Here is a 24,597-nt window from a genome sequence, read left to right on the forward strand (position 1 = left end):
CTTTAGGGAAAAGTTGATTCTCCTATTTCTGACCTCTAAGCGGTAGCATAATTGGGACAGTGGGGAGTGAACTTTTATGAACTTGACGGCTGGAACTGTTCTACTCAAAGGCAATTATGTCCTCGACACCCAACTTGGTAATGGTGTTTTTGAGCTAACTTACCGAGCAACTAACACGCAGTCCGGGCAAACGGTTGTCATCAAAACTCTTGGTGAAAATCTGCGCCAACATTCAGAAATTGACCGATTTAAGCAAAAATTTCTAGAGATGGCTGAGCGCTTGAGCCGCTGCAAGCATCAAAATCTCGTTCAGGTTCTTGATTATTTTGAAGAAGCGGGATGTCCTTACTTGGTGATGGAGTACATTCCAGGGCAGACTCTGGCGGCACTTGTCGAGTCAAAAGTGCTACCAGAAGCGAAATCTCTTGAGTATATTCGTCAAACGGCTAACGCCTTGAGTGTTCTTCACAAGGCTGGCTTACTACACCGGGATGTCAAACCTCAAAATATTATTCGACGTCAAGACACTGATTGTGTGGTGCTGTGTGAGTTTGGGATTACTTGTGAGTTCACCGCAGGTGTGATGCAAACTCATACCAACTTACTTTCAGCTGGGTATGCGCCGCAGGAGCAATATTCACTGGAGGCTCAGCGTACCAGAGCAACTGACATTTACGCCCTAGCCGCAACGCTCTACGACTTGCTACTTGGACGTCCACCGTTACCCGCACCAGTTCGGCAAGCCCTACAGACGAAAAACGCCGATCGCCTTTTCCTTACAGAGTTACAGCAACACACCCATAAACTGAGTCCCACAGTTAAACAAGCCTTGTGGCAAGCTTTAGCAATCGCTCCTCAGAAACGCCCCCAAACCGTAGAGGCATGGCTGGCACTGTTTCCCAAACCAGAAAAACCACCGTTGCCTCAGCCTAAACCCGCTCAAGTCCCGGTAGCTAAACCTAAGGTAGATACAGCAGGGGTAGCTCCCGTAAACAACTTTGTCAAGGCGAAAGCAAAACCGACTCCAAAGAACAGCGTAGTTAAACCCAAATTAGAGACAGGAGTTGCTCCCCTAAATAACTCAGCAACGGCGAAAGTACAACCGACTCCAAAGAACAGCGTAGTTAAACCCAAATTAGAGCCAGAAGTTGCTCCCCTAAATAACTCAGCAACGGCGAAAGTACAACCGACTCCAAAGAACGGTAAAACGCCACCCTTAACACCAACAAAAAATTCGATCCCTCAGCCTACACTCCCTCAACTCCCAATCACAAAAATCAAAACGTCGGGGGGTCATAATTACCTTGTTCCTAAAAAACGCAAACCCACTAAGGCTGGCTTGCCACTCAAGGCACTGATAATGACAAGTGCGATCGCAACATCCGCTGGGGTAGGATTTGGCTTTGCACTCCGGATTAACAGCCCAAATATACCCGGTTCTTCGATTCTGCACACGGAGCAATCGTTTCCCCCCTCTAGCAATTGGCCGATGTCAAAGCATCAACTCTAATGCCATCATTGCAACTACGGTTCTCATTCTGGGATTTTCCCTTAACCAGCCAAGCCAGAAAGGCTCTTCAGGCAGGATTTATGGGAATCACGTTATAATTTGTTGCGGATACTAAAGAATTTTTCTCATGAGTAATTCTGTAATTCACGCCTTTTTTCTAGGTAGAGCTGTAGCTCAAGCCCTGAATGAACAGGTAGAAGACGCGCTGACTAATGCTTTAAGCGAACTCGGTAGATTTGATGCCGAACAACGTGAACGGTTACGGCAATTTACCGAGCAAGTCATGGAAAGGGCTTCCAGCGAGGCTGAAACAACAGTACGTGGGCGAACAACAACTACAATTGTGCCAATTGGCTCTCAGCCACTTGACATGCAAGCAACAATCGATGAACTTCGAGCTGAAATTGCCCGCTTACGTGCCGAATTGCAAGTCTACCGTAATCAATCGGTCTAATTCCAAAACGATCTGACCGTTCAATTAGGGAATACCTTGTTGTTATGAGAGAACCTTGGCACACCTGCCAAACTTAAAAGACTCTCATTCATCTTAATCGTTCTTAATAATCCTGATTTTTGAGAAACTAATTTAGGAACCTAAGTGTCTGCTCTTTCCCAAGAACCTGTCAACCTTAAGCAAAATAAAGAACGCACGGTGGCAACGCAGCGTGACTTAGGTAAGCTCTACAAAGACAAAGCTTATCGGTGGAATAAAGAAAATTACTCCCGTCACCGACGCTTTGTAGATATTTGGTCATTTGTTTTATCCCTAATGACTGGGTTATGGCTCGATGGCAAGCCTTGGAGCTATCCCGGCGGGATGACGGATGAGAAACGAGCAGCTCGACGTAAAACCCAAGCGATCTGGATTCGTGACACGTTTTTAGATTTGGGACCAACCTTCATTAAGGTTGGACAGCTCTTTTCAACTCGTGCTGATTTATTCCCCAGCGAGTATGTTGAAGAACTCAGCAAGCTACAAGATCGGGTACCTGCCTTTAGCTATGAGCAGGTTGAAGCAATTATTAAACAAGATTTAGGGAAGCCGGTTGCAGAACTCTTCAACAGTTTCGATCCGATTCCCCTAGCGGCGGCTAGCTTAGGGCAAGTTCACAAAGCCCAGTTGCACAGCGGCGAAGAGGTCGTGGTTAAGGTACAACGACCCGGTTTACGGAAGCTTTTTACCATTGATCTACAAATTCTTAAAGGGATTACCCGTTACTTTCAAAACCATCCTGAGTGGGGACGTGGTCGAGATTGGCTCGGGATCTATGAAGAGTGCTGTCGTATTCTTTGGGAAGAAATTGACTATCTTAACGAAGGCAAGAACGCTGATACCTTTCGCCGCAATTTCCGTAGTGATGATTGGGTAAAGGTGCCTCGTGTCTACTGGCGCTACACTACACCACGGGTGGTAACGCTGGAATACCTTCCAGGGATTAAAATTAGTCATTACGAAGCACTAGAAGCCGCTGGTCTAGATCGTAAGTTAATTGCTCATCTTGGCGCAAAAGCTTATCTTCAGCAACTGCTCAATGATGGCTTCTTCCATGCCGATCCCCATCCCGGCAATATTGCCGTCAATGCTGAAGGGGCACTGATTTTTTATGACTTCGGCATGATGGGGCGGATTCGGTCAAATGTGCGTGAACAACTAATGCAGACGCTTTTTGGCATTGCCCAAAAAGATGCCGATCGCGTTGTCACTTCTCTGGTTGAATTGGGTGCGCTTTCTCCAGTTGACGATATGGGACCCGTCCGACGATCCATTCAGTACATGCTGGATCATTTCATGGATAAGCCATTTGAGAACCAATCGGTAGCTGACATTAGTGAGGATCTCTACGAAATTGCCTACGACCAGCCTTTTCGCTTTCCGGCAACATTTACCTTCGTAATGCGAGCATTCTCGACTCTGGAAGGTGTCGGGAAGGGTTTAGACCCGGACTTCAACTTTATGGAGGTTGCAAAACCCTTTGCAATGCAGATTATGACAAACGGCAACACTCCCGATGGTAATAGCTTCCTCAATGAACTGGGACGCCAAGCGGCTCAAGTTGGTAGCACGGCTTTGGGTTTACCCCGGCGCATTGAAGATACGATCGAGAAATTAGAACGAGGAGACCTGCGCGTTCGAGTCAGGTCAATTGAATCTGACCGAATCCTCCGACGCATTAGCAGCATTCAGTTGGGAACCAACTATACTTTACTAATCAGTGCGTTCACTTTGTCAGCCACCATTCTATTTGTCAATGGGAATGTAGGGCTGGCGTTGGTCGTCGTTTTGGTCGCAGCGATCGCGGCATTTGCCCTGATTCGGTTGCTCCGACGACTCGATCGCTTTGATCGTATGTTATAACTCCCATAAAGACTTTGATGCCAGCAAACAATTTATGAAATGTCGCTTCACGGGTCTCACCGATCCGGGACTACTTCGTAATGTCAACCAGGATGATTTCTACATGGACCCTGAGGGGCGATTTTTTGTTGTCGCCGACGGTATGGGAGGTCATGCTGGGGGGCAAGAAGCCAGCCAACTCGCTACGGAGGCAATTCAGACTCATTTAGAACAGCACTGGCAATCTGCCACCTCGTCTGAAGAGTTACTGGAACAAGCCTTTTCCGAGGCGAATCAGGCAATTATTCTAGACCAACAAAAGCACCCAGAGCGCTCAGATATGGGCACAACTGCTGTTGTGGCGATCTTCCGTAACGAACAACCTTGGTTTGCTCATGTGGGAGACTCACGCCTCTATCGGCTACGAAGCTCCAATCTAGAGCAAATCACAGAAGACCACACCTGGGTTGCACGAGCAATGAAAGCCGGTGATATTACCCCAGAGCAAGCTCGAATGCATCCTTGGCGTCATGTCTTGTCTCAATGTCTGGGTCGTAAAGACTTACAGCACGTTGATGTTAAACCCATGGATGTGCAGCCTGGAGATCGCCTCCTGCTGTGTAGTGATGGTCTTACCGAAGAACTCTCAGATGCCTTAATTGCCTCTAACCTCGAACCTGACTTGGATTATGAACAAGCGGCAGTTAACCTTGTTGAGGCAGCTAAGGAAAAGGGCGGTAGAGACAACATCACGGTGGTGATTGTTGAAATAGACGCCATCAGTCCCGAGGAAGCCACTGCGCCGAGTCTCTAGCATTGACTACCTGATTGTCCTTCTTAATCCACACAGTCGTTCCTCGTCTTGAGAAAACTAGTAGCCTGAATTGAAGGATGAGTCCTGTTGTTGGCGGCGGTTACTGAGCCATAAAACACGGGTACTCTAGTCAACGATGAGAATTCATGGCAATCTAAGTAAATGTACTTAATCTATGAGGATGGCTGACCGAGCATCCTCATGGCAGTGTGCTGTACAAACAGGAAGCCAAAACCCTGCAAGACTTTAAGATTAAGAAGACCAATTAAGCAACTACTAATGGTAGTAATTTGTAGTAAGAATCTTTCGAGAGGATGAGGCAAACTACACCCTAAGACGGAAAAATATTAAGAGATTCAAAAGAATACAAGAAAAAATAATTTAGTCAGATTTATTCTTAGTCTGCTCTGCTCATGAATCCTTCGGTTCTGACTCGTGCCTCGAAACCTGACCATATTCTCGTTGTAGATGATTCGCCGGATAACTTATTCCTTGTTCAAACAATTTTAGAAGAAGAGGGATACGAAATTAGTTTGGCGGAGGATGGCCGCATTGCTTTAGAGCAGATCGAACAGTCCCCACCGGACTTGGTACTTCTGGATGTAATGATGCCAGAGATGGATGGCTTTGAAGTCACAAAGCGCATCCGGGAAAATACGAGTTTGCCCTTTATGCCAATTCTGCTGATCACAGCGTTTGATCAGCCAAGTGTGGTTAAAGGACTAGACACGGGTGCAGATGATTTTATTCGTAAGCCAGTGGAAGTCGATGAATTGCTGGCACGGGTGCGATCGCTTTTACGCCTGAAGCACGCGATTGATGAACGTGAGCAAATTGCCCGTCAACGGGAAGATTTTGTTTCCTGGATGACGCATGACTTGAGAACTCCCATTGTCGCAGCAGAGCGGATGCTGATGCTGTTTCAGCAAGGAGCCTTGGGAGAACTATCACCATCCATGCAAGAAGCCATCTCAACAATGGCGCGTAGTAACCGCAACTTGCTAGCGATGGTAAATACATTACTCGAAGTCTATCGCTATGAAGCGGGTCGTAAGAATCTCTGCTTCTCTCCCGTTAATCTCCAAGAGGTGGTTAAAGAAGTCACCCAAGAACTTGCTCCTCTTGCCAGTGAAAAAGGGCTGTCCTTGAACTACAAAAGCCAGGAGAATGTCAACGGTAAAGTAGTAGGCGATCGCTTAGAACTCCATCGCGTATTCACAAACTTGATTGGCAACGCCATCAAGTTTACAGATACTGGCTCAGTTGAAGTGCGTCTGAGTAATAACCATGACGAGAAAAACCCTGAAGTATCCCAGGTAGTCATTGAAGTCCAAGACACTGGGCCTGGGATTACCCTAGAAGACCAAACGATACTATTCGACCGATTCCGGCAGGGTAGCCATAAACGTTCTGGAAGTGGTTTAGGGCTTCACTTGTCTAAACGGATTGTTGAAACTCACCAAGGAACCCTTGAGGTTAAATCTGAGATAGATAAAGGCAGCTTGTTCATTATTCGCCTAGCCACTCATCATTAACTGTCAAGGTGTTAGGTGTTAGGTCGTAAGTTGTAGCGCACAACTTAGACTAAGACTAAGAAAAATTAGGGTTTTGGATTCCTTGTGCATGGTCTTTAACCTACCTCCTAATCCCTACAACCTGCGACCTTAACAGCGCTAGGTGGCTTGCACCCCTACTAACAACCAACAACCAACAACCAACTAACGCTTCCCTCGCTTCCACTTTGCGATCGCCTTTTGAGCCGCCTCGTAGGAAGGCGTGTTAGCTGGGACTAAAGTTGCCGCTTGAATCGCTTCCTTGAACTTACCCTGAGACGCTCGCGATTGCGCGATCAGATAAATCTTCTGGCTTCCTTGGGCAATTAACTGTTGCGCTTCGGCATACCCTGGTTGTCCAGCCTGAATTTTACGGAGAGTTGTGAGAGAACGGTTATAAGACGAGGCTTGGTTCGGTTGGATTTGTTTTTTTGCCGATTGAATAATCGCTTGGTTTTGCCGTTGCTGGGTAGTTAGAGCCTTCCACTGATTAATCGTCTTCTGAGCTTTGGCATAAACAGAAGGATTATCTTTTGGTACCAATTGAGCTGCCGCGATCGCACCTCCAAAATTTCCCTGATTCGCTCGTCCCTCTGCTAAATCTAGAATCACCTCACTCCAACGTGTAATGTCTTGCTTCGCCTGCTGATATAAAGGCTCACCTGGTTTCACAGTACGAGCTTGGACAATCGCCTTGCTAAACAGAGAGGCTTGATTGGGTCGGATTAAGCGCTTTGCCTGATCCAAAGCCGCTTGATTGGCTTGAAGACGGGTTGGCGCTGGTTTTTGGGGTGCCGCCACTGACAACTTATTACTGGGATTGGGGGAACTGGTAGGGGAGGCTTTTGCTGTTGGACTGGGATTGGGGGAACTGGTAGAAGAGGCTTTTGCTGTTGGACTGGGAGGTGACGTTGTCGGGGGTTCTTGAGCCGTTGGAGATGTTGGTAATTCTTTAGTAACTGGTGTCTCGTTTATTGACTTCGTGGTAAAAGCATCCCGGTTACGGAATATCACCGCCGCAATCATCAGCGCCAAAATCAGGATAGCGCCACCTCCCCAAAGTAGTAGTTGTTGCCACCAAGAAGTATTGACATGGCGTTTAGGTTGCCGTTCTGGAGAAGCAACCATTGCGCCTGGTTTATAAGTAGCTGGCGTTGAGGTAGCAGTAGGAGGAGAGATTAGAGATGTAGTTGGTCGTGTCTGTGTCGCCGAGAGCGGAGTTTTTTGTCCAGGTGTCGCCCCGTTGCGAGAATCCTCTGTATAACCGTTATCAGTTTCTAGTTTTGCCTTGGGGATAAAGGCGCTGGAGATGCCAACAGGAGTCCTTTCTTTAATGGGTTGGTTTTTGACAGAAGGCAGAATCAGTTGTTGACGCTGCGCCTCTGAGGGAACCACTGTCAAAGGGGTCTGAACAGGTCGCCAGTGGTGTTGGCTCAACTCTGGTAGACGAGTGTGTAGATACTGTTCGAGATGTTCTAAGGTGGTGTCGGTGTGATAGTAGCCCAGTGCTTCTAGAAGTGCTTCTGTAAAGAGTCCATGCCCAAGTACAGCAGCTTCGTGGGAAAATTGGTCAAGTTGACTGGACAGCACTAACACAATACCCATTTCGCGAGCTAATTCCACCGCCTCTGCCCCAACAGGGATACCAGATTGCAAGCCGGATGCTCGGTTCATGTCTAACAGAACTAAGATGTTTTCACTACCTTGAGCCTTGAGGGTTTCAAATAGCGATCGCATAGATATTCCTGTCCCTGGAATATCGTCTGGATTTCCATCAATCGGCATTAGGTAGTCAGCATTTTGCCAATTGACACCATAGCCACTGAAAAAGAACCAACGCCAAGTCTCTGATTGTCTTGAATTCTGGCGATTTGCCCTTAGCCAGTTCAAAATATTTTCGCGACTGGGATAGGTTGACTGGTCATTGACTAGTGGAGACGTGTCAGTTAAGAGTAAACATTGGTTAGACGGTAAGCTGGCTTGGCGTACTAAAAAATGCCGCAACGCCTGTGCATCCGCTTGCCCATAACTCAAAGGTTGTAAAAACTGATAGCGATTAATGCCAATTGCAACGCAAGCGTGATTTGCCATGTGCTCCGTGCCCCAGTTGTCTGGTGTAGTTGTTCGTGGGTTAAATAAATTGTCTTGGAATGAGAGGAAGTATTGGTACTATCGGCTTCCTTGATTTGTTGAGTGCTAGTTAAGCAGAAAGCGATCGCACTGCTCAACCACTCAACGAATCCTGACATACCTGGTTTTTTTGTACCTCTAAGGCTTAGTTTATGACTGTTTTTGGTCAAGAGGTAGATGAAATCTTCTACTAGAGACACTTATCCTCTAAAATAATGCACCTAAAACGCTAATTGCCAACAATCACTAGGGGGGTGAGTGCGTCATATGTTGAAGTCTAACCGAAGCGATTTCAACCCGCTCTTAATACTGTCAGTCCAGTTCAAGAAATCTTCTGCTGCATTTTTCCAGTTGATTGCCCAACAACAAATTACACCGCTAAGATTAATGCTTTTATTAGGCTTCACGGGCATCAGTTGGCTTGCCACAGCCACCGTTGCTCCTCAGATAGCCCAAGCCTACACAGCACGGGTAAACCTTTCCATAAATCGTCAAGTCGGAGAATCTTTCAACAGCTTTCTGCGCCGTGCAGAAGCCATTGCTAGGGCAGCAACGCAACGCAGCTTTGATTCAGATATCTTGGTGACTGACGTATCCGTAACAGTGATTGGGCAAAATCAAGGGGCGATCATCCCTATCTTATTGCTGGAAGTAAGCCGTCAATCTTGGAGAGGTCGTCCCGATCCCCAGAGTTGGACAACTTACTTCCCCGATACCCAAACCCTACTTGGATTTGAACAAGAACCACTTGTAGACGCTGAAACTCAGGTTCCCGGAGGACAGCCACCACCTCCACCTGGATCGCCTGGAGTCCCCGGAGCGCCTGGAGTACCTGGTGGAGTACCGGGCGCTCCAGCTAACACGACTCAGCCCACTGCTCCCACAAACATTGACATTCCCGACATTCCCGGTGCGCCAATTCGGCGTTTTCCTAACCAACCTCAGGCTCCTAATCAGGCTCCAGCTAACACGACTCAGCCCACTGCTCCCACAAACATTGACATTCCCGACATTCCCGGTGCGCCAATTCAGCGTTTTCCTAACCCAACTCAGGCTCCTGCACCCAATGCCCCGGCAACACAGCAGACTGGACAGTAGGGAGGAGAAATTGGGCGAAAGGGGAAGGGTTAAAGGGAAAAGAAAAGGAATATTTCGCATCTTTTGCGCTTATTCGTCAAAAGAGGCAGTGAAAGTTAGCCTTTATCAAGTACATACCTAGCCCCTTTGGAATCCATGTCATAGAATGAAAAGGCTGTCAAAATTCAGAACATACTCCCATGGCTGTTCCTAAGAAGAAAACATCAAAATCGAGGCGAGACAAACGCAAAGCAACCTGGAAGCGTAAGGCAGCGCTACAGGCTCAAAAAGCCCTTTCTCTGGGCAAAGCTGTTTTGAGTGGTCGTTCTAGCTTTGTATATCCCGCACCAGAGGAAGAAGAAGAAGAGAGCTAGAACGGAACTTTGGGCTATGGGAAAGGCAACACCAGGGGTCTTACGGTTTGTGCTATGACCATGAAAGTTAAGAAGATTTTGTCCTAAGAGCAAAATCTAACGCTACGGTTTGATTAGTACCCAAAACACTATCTCTACTGGCATCATGCTCGGAAAATTTTTCCGCAAACCAGAATCAGAACAGAGCGATCGCGTTCCTCCCGGTCAATACCTAACCAAAGGATTTCCAGTGCTGACCTACGGTCAGACCCCCCGAATCAGCACTGAAGACTGGGAATTTCGCGTATCGGGCTTAGCCGAAGCCAAGACCTTGAGCTGGTCAGACTTCATGGCAATGCCTCAAAGCGAATTCACTGATGACTTTCACTGTGTAACACGTTGGTCAAAACTGGATGTGCAATGGACAGGCATCAAGGTGACCGACTTTATGAAGTATGTGGAAGTCGATCCAAAAGCCACTCACATCGTTGAACACTGCTACGGAGGTTACACCACTAACCTTCCCATAGAGGATTTTGTGAGGGAAGAAAACTTTTTTGCTCATACCTTGTTCGGAGAACCACTAGCAGCAGAACACGGTGGCCCCATGCGCTTAGTCGTTCCCCATCTCTATGCTTGGAAAAGCGCTAAGTGGATTAATGGCTTAGAATTTCTCGATCATGATGAACCAGGTTTCTGGGAGCGTAATGGCTATCATCGTCGAGGTGAGCCTTGGGCAGAAGAACGGTACAGCGAGTAAGGAAATTTGAAATTGTAGCCATACATGGTTTGCCACCTACAATGTAGATGTTACTTGCAGCACCTATTGCCTTGCTCATTGGGCTGTTTAAGGTTTAAGTTGGAATGGCAAGTTTGACTCTCTGCAAAAGTGCTTTACTGTTTGTGAACAACAGGACAAGTAACGCACTGACATCGCTTGGCTTAGCCACCTCTGTCATTTTCCCGCTCCATCAAACAGGAGATTGACAAAGACATTCTTGATGCTACAATCGCAATACAAAAAGAGGATTCACAAAATGTATCACTGGGACCTGTAAGTCCGGATCGTGTTGATCCGGCAATTCATCAACCCTCTGAGATTTACGATCACCGCTCTGTTGAAGCTCGATGGCAAGCGGTTTGGCAGCAGACACAGATTTACGAAACCGATCTAGCCAGAGCGATTGACAGAGCTTCTCCAGAGCCTCGCCCTTTCTACAATTTGATGATGTTTCCCTACCCATCGGCAGAAGGGTTGCACGTTGGAAATGTGTATGCCTTTACAGGAGCGGACATCTACGCTCGCTTTATGGCGATGAATGGTCGGGATGTCTTTGAGCCGATGGGGTTTGATGCCTTTGGCATTCACAGCGAGAACTTTGCAATTAAGAAAGGGATTCATCCCCAACAATTGACAGCACGGAATGTTGAACGATTTCGAGAAACGCAGTTGAAGCGCATTGGCAACCGCTTCTGCTGGAATCACGAAGTCCAGACCACGAGTCCGGCATATTACAAGTGGACACAGTGGATTTTCTTGCAGTTGTTCAAAGCCGGATTAGCCGAACGCAAGAAAGCATCGGTTAACTGGTGTCCGTCCTGCAAAACAGTATTGGCAGATGAGCAAGTGATTGCAGGGAAATGCGAACGCTGTAGTGCGATCGCTATCCAACGTGAATTGGAGCAATGGTTTTTCAAGATTACCCGCTATGCCCAACGCTTATTGGATAATTTGGAGCATTTGGACTGGTCAGAACGGGTAAAAACAGCACAGCGTAACTGGATCGGTCGTTCTGAACATGACGGTACAGTGCAGTATCACTTGCGGGATTGGTTGATTTCCAGGCAACGCTATTGGGGACCGCCAATTCCGATTATCTATTGCCAGACGTGCGGCACGGTTCCGGTTCCAGAAGACCAATTGCCCGTTGAGTTGCCCCAAACGCAGGACTGGTTGCCGAAAGGAACAGGCAATTCTCCGTTGGCAGATATTCCTGAATTCGTGAATACAACCTGTCCGTCCTGTGGCGGTGCGGCGCGTCGAGAAACCGACGTATCGGATAACTTCTTGGATTCTGCCTGGTATTTCTTGCGCTATCCCTCCAGCAATTGTTCGGATGTTCCGTTTGACCCACAAATTACGGCAACCTGGTTGCCCGTGGATATGTACATTGGTGGAGCAGAACATTCAGTATTGCATCTGTTGTACAGTCGCTTCATCACAATGGTGTTGCACGATTTGGGATATATTCCGTTTGAGGAACCCTTTCGATGCTTCCGCGCTCATGGTTTGCTCACGAAAGATGGAGCCAAGATGAGTAAATCTAAGGGGAATGTGGTGAATCCTGACCAATACATTGAGGAATACGGTGCAGACACATTGCGAACGTACTTGATGTTTTTGGGTCCTTATGACCAGGGAGGCGATTTCTCGGATCGCGGTATTGCAGGAATACGGCGTTTTTTGAATCGCGTCTGGCAATTGGCGATGAAACATCAAGACTCGATCCAATCCAATGAATTGGATGTGGAATCCCAACGCGGGTTACATCAAACCATTCACAAGGTGAGAGAAGATATTCAAGCGTTGAAGTACAACACGGCGATCGCTACCTTGATGAGTTATCTCAACACCTTGGAAGCCAAAGAACAGCTTTCTCAAGCAGAAATCAAGTCCTATGTGTTGATGTTGGCTCCCTTTGCACCCCACATCACCGAGGAACTTTGGAGTCGCCTGGGTGAATCCTATTCAATTCATCAACAGCCATTCCCTCAAGCTAATCCAGAGTTTCTTACACAAGCGCAAGTGACGATTTCTGTTCAAATCAACGGACGGACTCGAACCACATTCCAGCTTGCTCCGGATGCATCTCAGGAGGAGGCGATCACGTTGGCAAAACAGTCAGAATCCTTGCAGCGTTACATCAATGAGCAGGAAGTTCGTCGTGTAGTTTATGTACCCGGTCGGGTTCTCAATCTCGTGATTTGATTGTCGCATCCCATTAGTTGAATGCTTTACCACTGGCTGGCGTTGCGTGCATTTTGCCTCCCTGCCAGTGGTCTAGAGCCTTTGTCGCCCACTGAAGTACGTTACTCTTACAAAAGCTGGAATAGGTGTTCGGGTGGCATACCAGCTATTTTTAGTCATACATATATTTTAATTAGCCAGGAGAGTTAAGACTTAGGTAGTCTTAACCTCTGGCTTTAATAATGCTGGGATGTCTGTTGTCAATCAAGAGTGGACTAACTCCCGCGACTGCCGCTTGACTCGACCGTCCATCGTGGCTTGTTGCAATCGAGTTAAAGCTTCTATATCTTCTAAGTCATGCTGAAGTACAAACAGTCGTCGCATTTGCTCTTCGGCTTCTACCGTCAGATACCCGGATTGAAGAACCTCTTGGACAATCTCACAAATTGTAGACATAACCCCGTTTCCTCAAGTGTCTTAGCCAGTATCAGGTGTCTTATCCAAACAATCTGTGATAGTTGGAAGTGAAGTTAGTGATGCTATTAAGCACTTTTTAGTGATGCAATCTCTCTTTTAATGTGATAAGAATCACCACTGACGACTATTTCAACAGATCACAGTTCATCGGGAACCTTGAAACTCATGTCGGTAAACCTTTTCCCTGTTCTTTGTCAAGCAACCCAGAGATGTTGAGCAAATCGGATGGCAAAGTTGACGAGAATAATACTAAAGAAAACCATCGTTGCATAAGCCCAGCGAGGATAACGATCAAGTACCAGACCTAGTGCGATCGCAAGTGACACAATAGCATAAGCGTAACGTTGAGCCGATGCCGAACTTCCAGAAAACATGATTAACCCTAAGGCGCAAAACCCATAAACCACCTCAATCAACCGCAGTTGATGGCGTAAGCGCCAGAGCAGGTAACCACCACCAAAAACCATCACGACGACAATTAACGACTCGCCTCCCAAGCGCCACGACGCTAACGCCAAAGCAAACGAGATAGAGATTACCACCACAGAACCGAGCTTTTGGCGAAAATGCCATAAGAGATAGATACTCCCCAAAAGCAGTACAAATAAGAACGGATGCCAAGGATCTACAATTGCGCGTTGCTCTAAATTTGTTTTGCCAATAGCGATTGTTATCAGTTCTCTACGCCAATCCTTCCAATTCAATCCAGTTGTATCTCGCCATGCCTTCTGAGCATGAACAAAAGCCAAGGGGTCACCAAAATTTAGAGCGCAATATAAGCTAAAAATAACTACTCCTCCAGCCGTAAGTAGAGCAGCGACGTAGGCACTTACTGGACGACGTTCTTTCCAGGCGACAATCAGGAATGTAGGAACAAGGACAACCCCCGTCACACGAGCCGCTGTCGCCAATGCCCCCCAGAGAGCCGCTAAAGCATGTTGTTGCTTATCGAAAGCTCTTAAAGCCGCTGTGCTGAACAACATAAACAGCCCTTCGGTGTAAATTACACTTCCAAATAAAGAAAGCGGACACCACGCCCAAACAGCCGTTGCCCAACGAGCCACACTTCCACCATGACGTTCCTCTACCCAACGATAGAGAACAACCAAGGCAGCTAGGAAAGCCAAATTATTCACCAGCGTTCCGGCGACGTTAAATGGTAACCCTAGGTACATCACGCCACGGGTGAGTAGAGGAAACAGCGGAAAAAAGGCAATATTGTATTTTTCCTTGATCGTACTTTCGTATTGATAGCCGCCTGTAACAATCGTTTCGTAGCGTGGGCTATCCGAGTAAGAGAAGAGGCTCCAATCAACAGTGGGCACAATCCCTTCTGGTGGAACTGGTAGTGATGGGGCAATCACTACCATTGCCACAACAATAACGACCCGACTGAGTAGCCACATAGCAGCGGCAAACCTGAAGGCTTTTGCCCATAAAGCTTTACTTCTGCTCATTAAGTTCCTGCTTTGTGCGTCAACTGGGGATTGGGCAAATCTCTGGAGGAGGATTGCAACCTAAGTCAGCTACTGCTCTTTTGAGCAATAAGCTTGAAGGGAATTATAGCGACGACTGGTTTTGTTTTGGTCATCAATTGGCAAGAATCTTGGCTCAGAGAGTCGTCTGTACTCTCAACTCCATGGCATGAAGATAATCAACTAACGAATCACATTTCTCGGCTATGTAATACGGAATCGAGCCTTAGGAGGTAGTAGGAATTATTGGGACAATCGTGGTTTTATGTTTCTATCTAGAAAACTAGCCATTCACGGCTTTGATGGCGATCGCTCACGTTGTCTGGTGGACTAAATTGTGAGATATGAAAACAAGTATCCTGAAGCGCAATAACGTCAACGTGCAAGGGCAAGGCAATCAAACGCTTATCTTTGCCCACGGCTTTGGTGCCGACCAAACCGTTTGGCGACACGTTGCCTGTGCGTTTGAATCCAACTATCGCATTGTGCTGTTTGACTATGTAGGGGCAGGGAAGTCAGACTTAACTGCCTACAGCCGCTCTCGCTACAGCAGCCTCTACGGGTATGCGGAAGACTTACTGGACTTGTGCGCTGAATTAAACCTGACTCAATCCATCTTTGTCGGTCATTCAGTCAGTGCAATGATTGGCTTACTTGCTTCCCTAATCGAGCCAGAGCGCTTCAGCCGCCTCATCTTTATTGGCGCATCACCTCGTTACCTCAACGATGTAGGCTACTACGGTGGCTTCGAGCAATCTGATCTGGATGCCATATACGCAGCAATGTCGGCTAACTATGAGGCTTGGGCGTGTGGCTTCTTTGCTTCCTTGCTAATGGGTAATCCAGACCGTCCAAGCCTTGCGCGTGAATTTGCCAATACTCTTGTCGCAGTCCGCCCAGATATTGCTCTGGCTCTTGCCCGTACAATTTTCCAGTCTGATTATCGTGCTGAGTTGCTGCGTCTAACTGTACCGACACTGATTGTACAGTCGAGCAACGATAAGGCTGTCCCACCAGAGGTAGGAGAATATATGGCTTCTAAGATTCCCAAAAGTCAGCTAGTCAACATAAACGCAGAGGGTCATTTACCTCATTTAAGTGCGCCCGATGAGGTAGTGCGAGCAATTAGCGCTTATCTATAGGACTTACGCATTGACAAAGTGAGCAGAATGGGCAGTAAGGAAAATTTGTGATTCAGTTGCGATCGCTCTTCGTCACAAGGACGGGTTGAGTTCGATAATACTGCTGTTGTCTCCCACAGATTGAAGACCATCAGAACGCCAAGCAAGCCATCGACGGCTAAGTGCAATCTCGACACTTACACTTTATTCCTGCTGGCTGAACCCAAGTATGCTGGCTGTAATCGCTTATCAGAAATTCTTGGGGATGTTTCCCATGACAGCATCAACCGCTTTCTGTTGCGAGAAAGGTATGAACCCAAAGACTTGTTCGACGAAATCAAACAACATATTGATTTAATAGACGGCACATTAAGCGGAGACGATACAGTCATTGATAAGCCTTATAGCGACCCAGCACTAACAGAATTAATCGGGTACTTCTGGTCAGGGAAACATCATAGAGTTGTCAAGGGAATCCAGCTAATAACCTTGTATTACACCGACCCGTCAGGTCAATCAGTTCCTGTCAATTATCGCATCTATGACAAACAGGAGGGGAAATCTAAAAACGATTATTTTCGAGAAATGATAGAAGAGTTAATAGCTTGGGGACTGAAGCCCAAGATAGTCACGGGAGATACTTGGTACTCAAGTCAAGAAAATCTCAAGTTTTTAAGAAACCAAAAATTAGGTTTTCTCATGGGTATTGCCAAGAATAGAAAAGTCTCGGTTCAGCCAGGAGTATACACTCAGGTTCAGGAACTGCTAATTCCAGATAACGGGTTAGTGGTCTACCTGAAGAATTTTGGGAAGGTAAAAGTATTTCGGAAAACGTTCAAAAACGAGGTCGAGAGGTACTATATTATGTTCCTCCCCTGCCTAGAAGAACTCGAACATTTAACTCGCTATGATTTCAAGCAAATGCATTCAATTCATTGGGGAATTGAATGTTACCACAGAGCCATCAAGCAGCTCTGTGGCATCGAGCGATTTATGGTAAGAACAACTGATGCGCTCAAGACCCACTTTTTTTGTGCTATTCGAGCCTTTACTCAGTTAGAGTTGATGCGGACTGAACAGCTAATTGAGAATTGGTATGAACTACAGAGAAATTTGTCTCTTCAGATTGCTCGTGAATTCATTTTGGGACATCTCAAACAGAGAATAGGGCTGAACGCATACTAGAAGCTTCCTGTCAATGCGTAAGTCCTAATCTAGTTCAGTGATAGGAAAGGTTTTTAGTGTTGATGAGTATTTTTCTGCTGTGCGATCGCATTTCCTCTTTTCCCTAACCATGTCCTAATTAGGTTGGATAGTATAGCAGTAGCCACAAATGTTAGGACATTAACGGGAGAAGAGCGTTCCCCAGAAGTGAGCCGATTTGACCCAAAGCTGACCGCCCAAAGCTGACTGCTGATTGCTATAGGCTTGTAGAAATTTGTCGCTAGAGTTGACCCAGTTGCAACAGCGCTTGAGCGAAGATAACCAACTCTAGGAATGTACTCGTGAACCTTAAACGGAGAGGGGGAGATTCGAACTCCCGGAACCTTTCGGTTCATCCGATTTCAAGTCGGACGCGATCGACCACTCTGCCACCTCTCCAGGTTTATCTATATTATCAAGGTCTTGCATTTATGGCGACTGGCTGTAAACAGGTTGTACAACAGTCGCTTCAGGATGCTGATAAAGCAACTGCTCAGATACCACCGTATAGTCTTTACCCATCCAAACTAGAGAGATTTGATGAACGACACCTGCTTCTAGGGAAACCAGGGAAAAGTTACGAAGGCGATCGCTTTCGGTTTGGATAATCCGAGGTACACTTGCTGAATTGAAGTAAACCGTTCCTTCCGGACTGGTAAAGATTGCAGTTCGTAGTTTCTCCTTGGTGTGGCGCATCGTATGGTGCATATGACCAAAGGTAACGAAAGGAATTTTTTTACCCAATGCTTGAGTTTTTGCGATCGCTTCTGCAAAATCTGGGTCGCCGTAATCCCCACCTAACGGTTGCCAATCTCTCCCACAGGGGTCTTCTGGGCGATCGCCTAATCCAACTGGACCATTGTGACCCAAAAAAATAATTGTTTCATAAGTCGTAGTCTGCGCCGCTGCAACTATGCGCTCAATCGACTCCTCAAAATTGGTAATGCCACACCGTTCTTTCAAGAACTCCTGATTTTTCCAAACTTCGCCACCCCAACTGTAAGGACGACTGCCAACCACAGAGAGATTGAACTCTGGAAAATCCAGTTTTCCATAACCCACATGAGTTTCACCCAGCAAATCTAACTGTTGCTGCACTCGGTCTTCCTTTTTGCGGTCGTATGGACAGCGTTTTCTTCCCCAGTCGGAGGCGCTATACCAAGCATCATGGTTCCCCATAATCGCTGCCTTGGGAAGGTCGATATCAGTAACTAACCGCACGATATCCACCGCTTCATTACCAAAATCTCCCACAAACAGCACCAAATCAACACCCAACTCATGAAGCGCGATCGCATCCTCAGCTTCCCATAAATCGTGGATGTCCCCAACAACAGCAATTTTGATCGATTGCTTGTAATTCCTCTGATTGCTCATGTGATCTCTCTTATCGGTCTTTCTCCAGGATAAAAAGCCTTACTGATTTTGGCAGTCTTTGTGGATATTCAACCCTAGGGAAGATTTCCTAAAGCCACTCAGCCACCATGCCAGTTTTGGTAAAAATAACTATAATTACCTCAGGCTGTTTTATCGCAATTAACTCAAAACCTGTGTTTACGACTGCACTTCCTCAACAGACGAAAGCTTCTTCATTTCTCCCCTACGACCTGTTTGGGGCAATTAATACCCTGAAAAAAGAACTCAATGCTGTTGTTCTTGCCCACTACTACCAAGACCCAGATATTCAGGATGTTGCCGACTATCTCGGCGATTCTCTTGGACTTTCTCAACAGGCAGCAAGTACCAGTGCCGATGTTATCGTTTTTGCCGGGGTTCACTTCATGGCAGAAACCGCCAAAATCCTCAATCCTGACAAGCTAGTGCTGTTGCCGGACTTAGACGCGGGTTGCTCTCTGGCTGACAGTTGCCCTCCCGAAGAGTTTGCCAAATTCAAAGCAGCTTACCCCGATCATCTAGTAGTTTCCTACATTAATTGCTCCGCCGAAATCAAGGCGATGAGTGACATTATCTGCACCAGTTCCAATGCTGTCCGGATTGTTAACCAGATTCCTGAAGACCAACCAATCATTTTTGCCCCAGACCGGAATTTAGGGCGCTATGTGATGGAACAAACAGGTCGTGACCTTGTACTGTGGCAAGGTAGCTGTATTGTTCACGAAACCTTCTCAGAAAAGAAGATAATCCAGCTAAAGATCGAACACCCAGAAGCCGAGGTAATTGCTCACCCGGAATGTGAACCACCCGTGTTGCGTCATGCTAGCTACATTGGCTCGACAACAGCACTGCTAAAGTATGCTCAAACAAGTCCCGCAAGCACGTTTATTGTCGCCACTGAACCGGGTATTATTCACCAAATGCAAAAGCAAACCCCCAACAAGCGCTTCATCCCAGCACCCGCGATGAATAATTGTGCTTGTAATGAGTGTCCTTATATGCGGCTCAACACATTAGAAAAGCTGTATTTAGCAATGAAAAACCGTCAGCCAGAAATTACAATGCCAGAACACATTCGAGTGGCTGCACTGCGCCCAATTCAGCGGATGTTAGAGATGAGTGTTTAAGGTGAATGGGAATTGGGAATTGGGAATTGGGAATCGGAAATTGGGAATTGGAACTCTCAAGAGGAGCATCCTATTTTCACTCATAAAAGACGGGTTACCAAAGTGAACAAGTGAGATAACATACTCCCAAACCCTAATCACCAATTCCCTAATCCCCAACTTCCACCAACCTGCCGAATCCTTCTAAGACCTAACTATGACTTCCACTACAGCTAAGCCCGTTGACTGGAATGCCCTAGCTTCTGAACTAGCTGGCATAGAAATTATTACTGAGCCAACCCAGCTAGCGAAGTTGTCTCTGGACTACTATCACTTCAGTCCGGTACTACAACCCAAACTTGCCTCTAAAAGAGGGGATTTGGTTGTGCGTCCTACCAACGAAGCCGAAGTTTTGCAAGTGGCAGGGGTGTGTGTTAAGTACAAGGTGCCGTTAACGGTGCGGGGGGCTGGTACGGGAAATTATGGGCAGTGTGTACCCCTGAATGGTGGCGTAATTCTGGATACCACACGGATGAATGCGATTCGTTGGATTAAACCAGGGTTAGCTTGTGTTGAGCCTGGAGTGAAGCTAGCGGCGTTTGATAAACAAGCACGGGCGACAGGGTGGGAATTGCGGATGGCTCCCTCTACATATCGCACGGCAACGATTGGCGGCTTTATTGCTGGAGGGAGTGGGGGAATTGGTTCAATTACCTATGGACAATTACGCGATCGCGGAAATCTTCACGCTGTCCGAGTCGTCACAATGGAAGATGAACCGCATGTCATTGAATTACGTGGTGATGATGTGCATAAGGTTAATCACGGCTACGGTACCAACGGCATTATCACCGAATTAGAAATTCCCCTTGGTCCCGCTTATGCTTGGGCAGAAGTGATTGTCACCTTTGATGACTTCATGACAGCGGCTCGATTTGGTCAAGCTTTGGGCGATGCTGATGGTTTAATTAAGAAACTCATTAGTATTCATGCTTCACCAGTTCCCTCATACTTTGCCGCTTTAAAAAGTTACCTTCCAGAAGGGAAGCATTGTGCATTATTGATGATTGCTGAGACTTGTTTGGAACCGCTACAAGATTTAGTTCGGGAGTATAGTGGCACGATTACTTACCAAAAATCTGCTCAAGAAGCCAGTAAAGGCACAGCATTGTTTGAATTTACCTGGAACCACACGACACTCCACGCCCGTAGCGTTGACCCAAACCTAACTTATTTGCAGAGCTTGTTTCCGGCTGATAAAAATCTCAGCTTGGTCGAGCATATGTATCATCATTTTGGTGATGAAGTGATGATGCATTTAGAATTTCTTCGGGTTGGTGGACAAGTTGCTCCCGCTGCATTGCAAGTGGTTCGCTATACAACTGAGGAACGTTTGAATGAGATTATTCATTATCACGAACAGAAGGGTGCTTTTATTGCCAATCCTCATACTTACATTCTGGAAGATGGGGGAATGAAAACCGTCAATCCAGAGCAATTGCAGTTTAAGGAAATGGTAGACCCATATGGGTTGATGAATCCTGGCAAAATGAAAGCTTGGCTAGAGCGGTAGTGGAAAATATAGTAAAAGGCAGAGGGCAGAGGGCAGAAGGAATATTGCTTGTACAGTAAGCTTGTTAATCCTTTTTCAAATGGATAGGTATTTCCGCCCTGCTGGACTAGTAACCCTTGAGTAGGGTTTCGAGTTGTGCGGCGCGATGGGTATAGGTGTGTTCAGCAATAATTCTTCTATGAGCAGCTTTGCCAATCGCATGTGCCTTTTCAGGTGTGAGATTGCGGAGGTGTTCAGCAACGTCTGACCCATCCTGAGCAACCAAAACCTCACGTCCAGGTTCTAGGAATAACTCAATGCCTTCCCAAATATCGGTGATGATACATGCCCCCGCACCCGCTGCCTCGAACACTCGCGTTGCGGGGGAAAAGCCATATCTCGCCATACTCTCGCGGCTGATATTCAACACAGCTTGAGGCGTACAGTTGAAAGCATTATGGTCGCGTGTATAAACGTGTCCCAAGTATTTGACATTGCTGGGTAGTGGCTTGTCGTCCCAACCATTCCCACCTAATAGGAAATGTTCATGTGGCAATTCAGCCGCCGCACGTAAGAAGAATTCTTCCACACGAGATTCTCTATCTGGCAGACGGTTTCCCAGGAAGCCAAGCTTGCACTGAAATCTAGGTTCTGGTGCAACGGGGTGGTGAGTGGTTGGGTCAAGGGCATTGTAGATGGGAACACACTCACGCGCTCCTAAAGCTTTGTAAGCCTTTACAACTGGTTCACCACCGCCATAGGTGAGGATTAGGTCGTAGTGTGGGATGAGATCGAGAAAAGGGTCACTTTGGTTATTTTGCACTCGGTCAAGCGTTGCTGGTGCATCCACATCCCAAAACACAATGAGGGTGTTAGGTTTCTTGAGTTCCAAAACTGATGCCTCTAGCAACTCATCGAAAACACCGACACCACTCGCTTTCACAATTAGATCAGCACTACTTGCCTCTTCAAGCGCACGGTTCACTCCCTCTTCACCGTCAGCGGAGTAAACGACGACTTTTGCCCAATTAGGATCGGGGATATCACGATGCTTCTGACGATCATACGCATCAGGCTCGTAGAATGTAGTCTGATGTCCGCGTTCATGTAAGGCTCGGATGATACCGCGATAGTAGGTTGCGGCACCATTCCAGTAGGCAGAGACAAGACTAGAACCGAAAAAGGCAATGTTGAGCTTTCCTGTCATGTCGTCACCACCTTATGGTGTTGGGTGTCTTGGAGTTGTGCATAGATATCAAGGAGTTCATCAACACGATGAGCGCAGGTATGTCGGTTGAGGATGGTACGGAGTCCATTTTCTGATAGCTCTTTTGCCATCTGTTCATCCTTAAGTAATGCACTCAACTGACGTTGCATCTCTTCACCAGTTTGAGCAATGAGGAAGTCTTTACCGGGTGTAAATAAGCCCTCAACGTCTTCCCAAGGAGCGGATACTAGAGGAATACCACAAGCTAAGGCTTCAAACACTCGGATGGTGGGAATACCAGGGAGAACTTCAGTATAGAAGCGTCGCGGTACATGGATGGTGATTTTAAAGTGAGCAAAGACTTCCGGGACTTCGTAGTTGGCTAACCAACCCGCGTATTGAATGTTTGCAGCTTTTAGAGACGCGATCGCATTTTCTGGATAACGCACCCCATGCACTCGTGTCTTTATCTCCAACGCCTTCACGGGTTCGATGAGAAACTCATACAACTCAGCGGTTCGTTCTTCATCACCCCAGTTGCCAATCCAAACTAAATCGCCTTCAGATTGTACCGCGTCAATTGGATGAAAGAGGCGTGTATCTGCCGCTTCGTGCCATGTCCAAGCACGTTGAGTCCAACCCTCGGTTAAGTAGATATCGCGGATAACACTGCCATAGGCTAGGACACCATCGTAATTAGTCAAATCATAAGCTGCCATTTGAGAGCGATCGCTTACTGAGCGATGATGTGTGTCATGAAATAACAACCGATAGCCACCAACATTATTACGGTGTTCGCCAATGCGTTGCACCAACTGGTGGTCGTTCCATTCATGGACAATTACCAAGTCGGCACCATCCAACGCTTCGTCAAGGTCGAGTGTCTTAAGTTGGTAGCGATAGCTTTCTAAACCGGGATAAGCCGCTTGGAAGCGTAGGATTGGTGCATTGCCATGTTCTGCCAGAAGGTTCTGAAGACTCCAAGCCTCTTGCGGTTCGTACACCTGCACATCATGATCGCGAGAGAGCAACTCACTCACAATACCCCTCAAAAAATGAGCATTCCCGTGGTTCCAGTCTGAGAGGAGGGAATGATAGAACATTACGATTCGCATAATTTTAGGAATTAGCTAAAGATTCCAAACTCATTAATTCTCGCTTGTGAATGAGTTCTTGATATGCCGTTAAATATCTAGATGCCATGAGTTCGGAGGTATATTCTAAAGCACGAGTACGGGCGCGGGTTGCTAGTTGATAACGTCGTGGTGAATCGGCAATTAAAGTATTGATAGCAGATGCGATCGCATCTCGTTCATCTGGAGGCACGAACACAGCCGCATCACCCCAAATTTCGCGCAAACTTGGGATATCTCCCAGCACAAGGGCACATCCTGACAAAGCGGCTTCCAACACAGACAACCCAAACGGTTCATAGCGTGCTAGTAGGGCATAGATCGAAGCTTCGCCATACCATACAGCCAGTTCTTGAGAGTTGAGGTGTCCTAGCCAGTGGATATTGCTTTTCGAGAGGCGATTTATTGAGTCTGCCCTACCATCTGGATGCTTTTGGTTGCCAGCAACATAAGTAGACCAGATTAGTTGAGGTGCAATCTGTTCTAGTACAGCAACATTCTTTGCCTCATCCCATAAGCGTCCAGCCGTAAAGACAAACTCTTTTTTTTCCAATGGGGAGAACAACCCTGAATCGCGCCCGTTAGGAATTACTCTGTCCTGAAAGCTTGAACCATAATGTGTTTTAAGTGCTGCAAGCATTGCTACTGACGGTGCGACAACAAGGTCTGCTGCGGCTAAACCCTGAGCAACTTCGCGCTGATACCGTTGCCAGTTGCTGGGTGCCGCCTCGCCTTTGACAGCTTCCCACCACGACAAAACACAGGAATGCCCTACTACTAAAACTGGAGATTTCCAAGGTAAGGCTCCGTGAACGTAGCCATTTAGATGTACCACATCAGGTTGAAAGCGTTCTTCTAGATCGAGTAGCCAATTCCCTGCTTGCTGAACATCGTCCCATGGGTCTTCCATCCATTCAAGCTTGAAGTAACTCTCGAACACCTGCAAGCCTGAGATTTGTTTGGCAGCTTCCCATTGTTGAGGTGTAAGCGGTGCGCCCATTGTTGCCAGTGCAACTTCAACCCCTTGCTTCGAGAGTACACCTCCAAGTTCTAACGCATAAGTCCAAACACCGCCAACAGTATCAGCCGTCATCAGGATGCGTTTAGCGGTAACGGCGGACGCTTCGCCCCAAAACCTGTCAGTGTGTAGCTGGGGTTGAGAGTTGGTCAGCATTTGGGCAGATTTAG

General features: G+C 47.0%; 20 protein-coding genes and 1 tRNA gene. 13 read left to right on the forward strand and 8 right to left on the reverse strand.

Annotated features, from left to right (window positions below):
- The first annotated feature begins 76 nt into the window (after positions 1–76).
- The 5 genes from H6F98_RS10280 (at position 77) to H6F98_RS10300 (ending at position 6,194) form a co-directional block, all read left to right on the forward strand.
- Positions 77–1,510 carry a serine/threonine-protein kinase gene (locus tag H6F98_RS10280; RefSeq protein ID WP_192218569.1) on the forward strand — a complete coding sequence of 478 codons (1,434 nt, stop codon included), beginning with the start codon at positions 77–79 and terminating at the stop codon, positions 1,508–1,510.
- 127 nt (positions 1,511–1,637) lie between these two features.
- On the forward strand, positions 1,638–1,964 hold the full coding sequence (locus H6F98_RS10285) for a DUF6825 family protein (RefSeq protein WP_192218570.1): 327 nt from the start codon (positions 1,638–1,640) through the stop codon (positions 1,962–1,964).
- A gap of 144 nt (positions 1,965–2,108) precedes the next feature.
- Complete coding sequence (locus H6F98_RS10290) at positions 2,109–3,866, forward strand: AarF/ABC1/UbiB kinase family protein (RefSeq protein ID WP_192218571.1); 1,758 nt, start codon at positions 2,109–2,111, stop codon at positions 3,864–3,866.
- A gap of 34 nt (positions 3,867–3,900) precedes the next feature.
- Positions 3,901–4,659, forward strand: coding sequence for a Stp1/IreP family PP2C-type Ser/Thr phosphatase (locus H6F98_RS10295; protein ID WP_192218572.1), 759 nt, complete (start codon positions 3,901–3,903; stop codon positions 4,657–4,659).
- A 413-nt stretch (positions 4,660–5,072) separates the two neighbouring features.
- Entirely contained in the window at positions 5,073–6,194 is a 1,122-nt protein-coding gene (locus H6F98_RS10300; RefSeq protein WP_192218573.1) for a hybrid sensor histidine kinase/response regulator, read from the forward strand.
- Between the two features lie 183 nt (positions 6,195–6,377).
- Here H6F98_RS10300 and H6F98_RS10305 read toward each other — a convergent pair whose 3' ends face one another.
- Positions 6,378–8,303, reverse strand: coding sequence for a caspase family protein (locus H6F98_RS10305; RefSeq protein ID WP_192218574.1), 1,926 nt, complete (start codon positions 8,301–8,303; stop codon positions 6,378–6,380).
- Between the two features lie 306 nt (positions 8,304–8,609).
- On the opposite strand from H6F98_RS10305, the gene H6F98_RS10310 reads away from it, so the two are divergent.
- The 4 genes from H6F98_RS10310 to H6F98_RS10325 all read left to right on the forward strand — a co-directional run bounded on the left by H6F98_RS10310 (position 8,610) and on the right by H6F98_RS10325 (position 12,761).
- Positions 8,610–9,440 (forward strand): hypothetical protein, encoded by an 831-nt coding sequence (locus tag H6F98_RS10310; RefSeq protein ID WP_192218575.1) that lies wholly within the window; start codon positions 8,610–8,612, stop codon positions 9,438–9,440.
- Between the two features lie 179 nt (positions 9,441–9,619).
- Positions 9,620–9,793, forward strand: coding sequence for a 50S ribosomal protein L32 (rpmF, locus tag H6F98_RS10315; protein ID WP_192218576.1), 174 nt, complete (start codon positions 9,620–9,622; stop codon positions 9,791–9,793).
- Between the two features lie 145 nt (positions 9,794–9,938).
- Positions 9,939–10,532, forward strand: coding sequence for a sulfite oxidase-like oxidoreductase (locus tag H6F98_RS10320; RefSeq protein WP_192218577.1), 594 nt, complete (start codon positions 9,939–9,941; stop codon positions 10,530–10,532).
- Positions 10,533–10,871: 339 nt separating this feature from the next.
- Positions 10,872–12,761: a class I tRNA ligase family protein gene (locus H6F98_RS10325; protein ID WP_192218621.1), complete on the forward strand. Its 1,890-nt coding sequence runs from the start codon at positions 10,872–10,874 to the stop codon at positions 12,759–12,761.
- Positions 12,762–13,004: 243 nt separating this feature from the next.
- Here the strand turns inward: H6F98_RS10325 and H6F98_RS10330 are convergent, their stop codons facing one another.
- Positions 13,005–13,196, reverse strand: coding sequence for a hypothetical protein (locus H6F98_RS10330; RefSeq protein WP_192218578.1), 192 nt, complete (start codon positions 13,194–13,196; stop codon positions 13,005–13,007).
- A gap of 215 nt (positions 13,197–13,411) precedes the next feature.
- Positions 13,412–14,674 carry a mannosyltransferase family protein gene (locus H6F98_RS10335; RefSeq protein ID WP_192218579.1) on the reverse strand — a complete coding sequence of 421 codons (1,263 nt, stop codon included), beginning with the start codon at positions 14,672–14,674 and terminating at the stop codon, positions 13,412–13,414.
- A gap of 362 nt (positions 14,675–15,036) precedes the next feature.
- Here H6F98_RS10335 and H6F98_RS10340 point away from each other — a divergent pair, with 362 nt between their 5' ends.
- Positions 15,037–15,834 (forward strand): alpha/beta fold hydrolase, encoded by a 798-nt coding sequence (locus H6F98_RS10340; protein WP_192218580.1) that lies wholly within the window; start codon positions 15,037–15,039, stop codon positions 15,832–15,834.
- 129 nt (positions 15,835–15,963) lie between these two features.
- Complete coding sequence (locus tag H6F98_RS10345; RefSeq protein ID WP_192218622.1) at positions 15,964–16,998, forward strand: transposase; 1,035 nt, start codon at positions 15,964–15,966, stop codon at positions 16,996–16,998.
- A 332-nt stretch (positions 16,999–17,330) separates the two neighbouring features.
- Here H6F98_RS10345 and H6F98_RS10350 read toward each other — a convergent pair.
- Positions 17,331–17,415: transfer RNA gene (locus tag H6F98_RS10350), tRNA-Ser, on the reverse strand.
- Between the two features lie 30 nt (positions 17,416–17,445).
- Positions 17,446–18,393, reverse strand: a complete 948-nt coding sequence (locus H6F98_RS10355) for a TIGR04168 family protein (RefSeq protein WP_192218581.1) — start codon at positions 18,391–18,393, stop codon at positions 17,446–17,448.
- A gap of 173 nt (positions 18,394–18,566) precedes the next feature.
- Between H6F98_RS10355 and nadA the strand changes: the two genes are divergently transcribed.
- Both nadA and H6F98_RS10365 read left to right on the forward strand, forming a co-directional pair.
- Entirely contained in the window at positions 18,567–19,538 is a 972-nt protein-coding gene (gene nadA / locus H6F98_RS10360) for a quinolinate synthase NadA (protein ID WP_192218582.1), read from the forward strand.
- Positions 19,539–19,734: 196 nt separating this feature from the next.
- A complete protein-coding gene (locus tag H6F98_RS10365; RefSeq protein WP_192218583.1) occupies positions 19,735–21,090 on the forward strand; it encodes an FAD-binding oxidoreductase in 1,356 nt (451 codons plus the stop codon).
- Positions 21,091–21,196: 106 nt separating this feature from the next.
- Here H6F98_RS10365 and H6F98_RS10370 read toward each other — a convergent pair whose 3' ends face one another.
- From H6F98_RS10370 to H6F98_RS10380, 3 genes are read right to left on the reverse strand one after another with little or no spacing between them, the layout of a single operon-like run.
- On the reverse strand, positions 21,197–22,276 hold the full coding sequence (locus H6F98_RS10370; RefSeq protein WP_192218584.1) for a glycosyltransferase: 1,080 nt from the start codon (positions 22,274–22,276) through the stop codon (positions 21,197–21,199).
- Positions 22,273–23,391 (reverse strand): glycosyltransferase, encoded by a 1,119-nt coding sequence (locus H6F98_RS10375; protein ID WP_192218585.1) that lies wholly within the window; start codon positions 23,389–23,391, stop codon positions 22,273–22,275. Before H6F98_RS10375 ends, H6F98_RS10370 begins: the two co-directional genes overlap by 4 nt.
- 4 nt (positions 23,392–23,395) lie before the next feature.
- Entirely contained in the window at positions 23,396–24,583 is a 1,188-nt protein-coding gene (locus tag H6F98_RS10380; RefSeq protein ID WP_199348397.1) for a glycosyltransferase family 4 protein, read from the reverse strand.
- Positions 24,584–24,597 lie beyond the last annotated feature (14 nt).

It is taken from the genome of Microcoleus sp. FACHB-SPT15, from assembly GCF_014849525.1.
In the GTDB taxonomy this organism is placed as follows: domain Bacteria; phylum Cyanobacteriota; class Cyanobacteriia; order Cyanobacteriales; family Coleofasciculaceae; genus Symplocastrum; species Symplocastrum torsivum.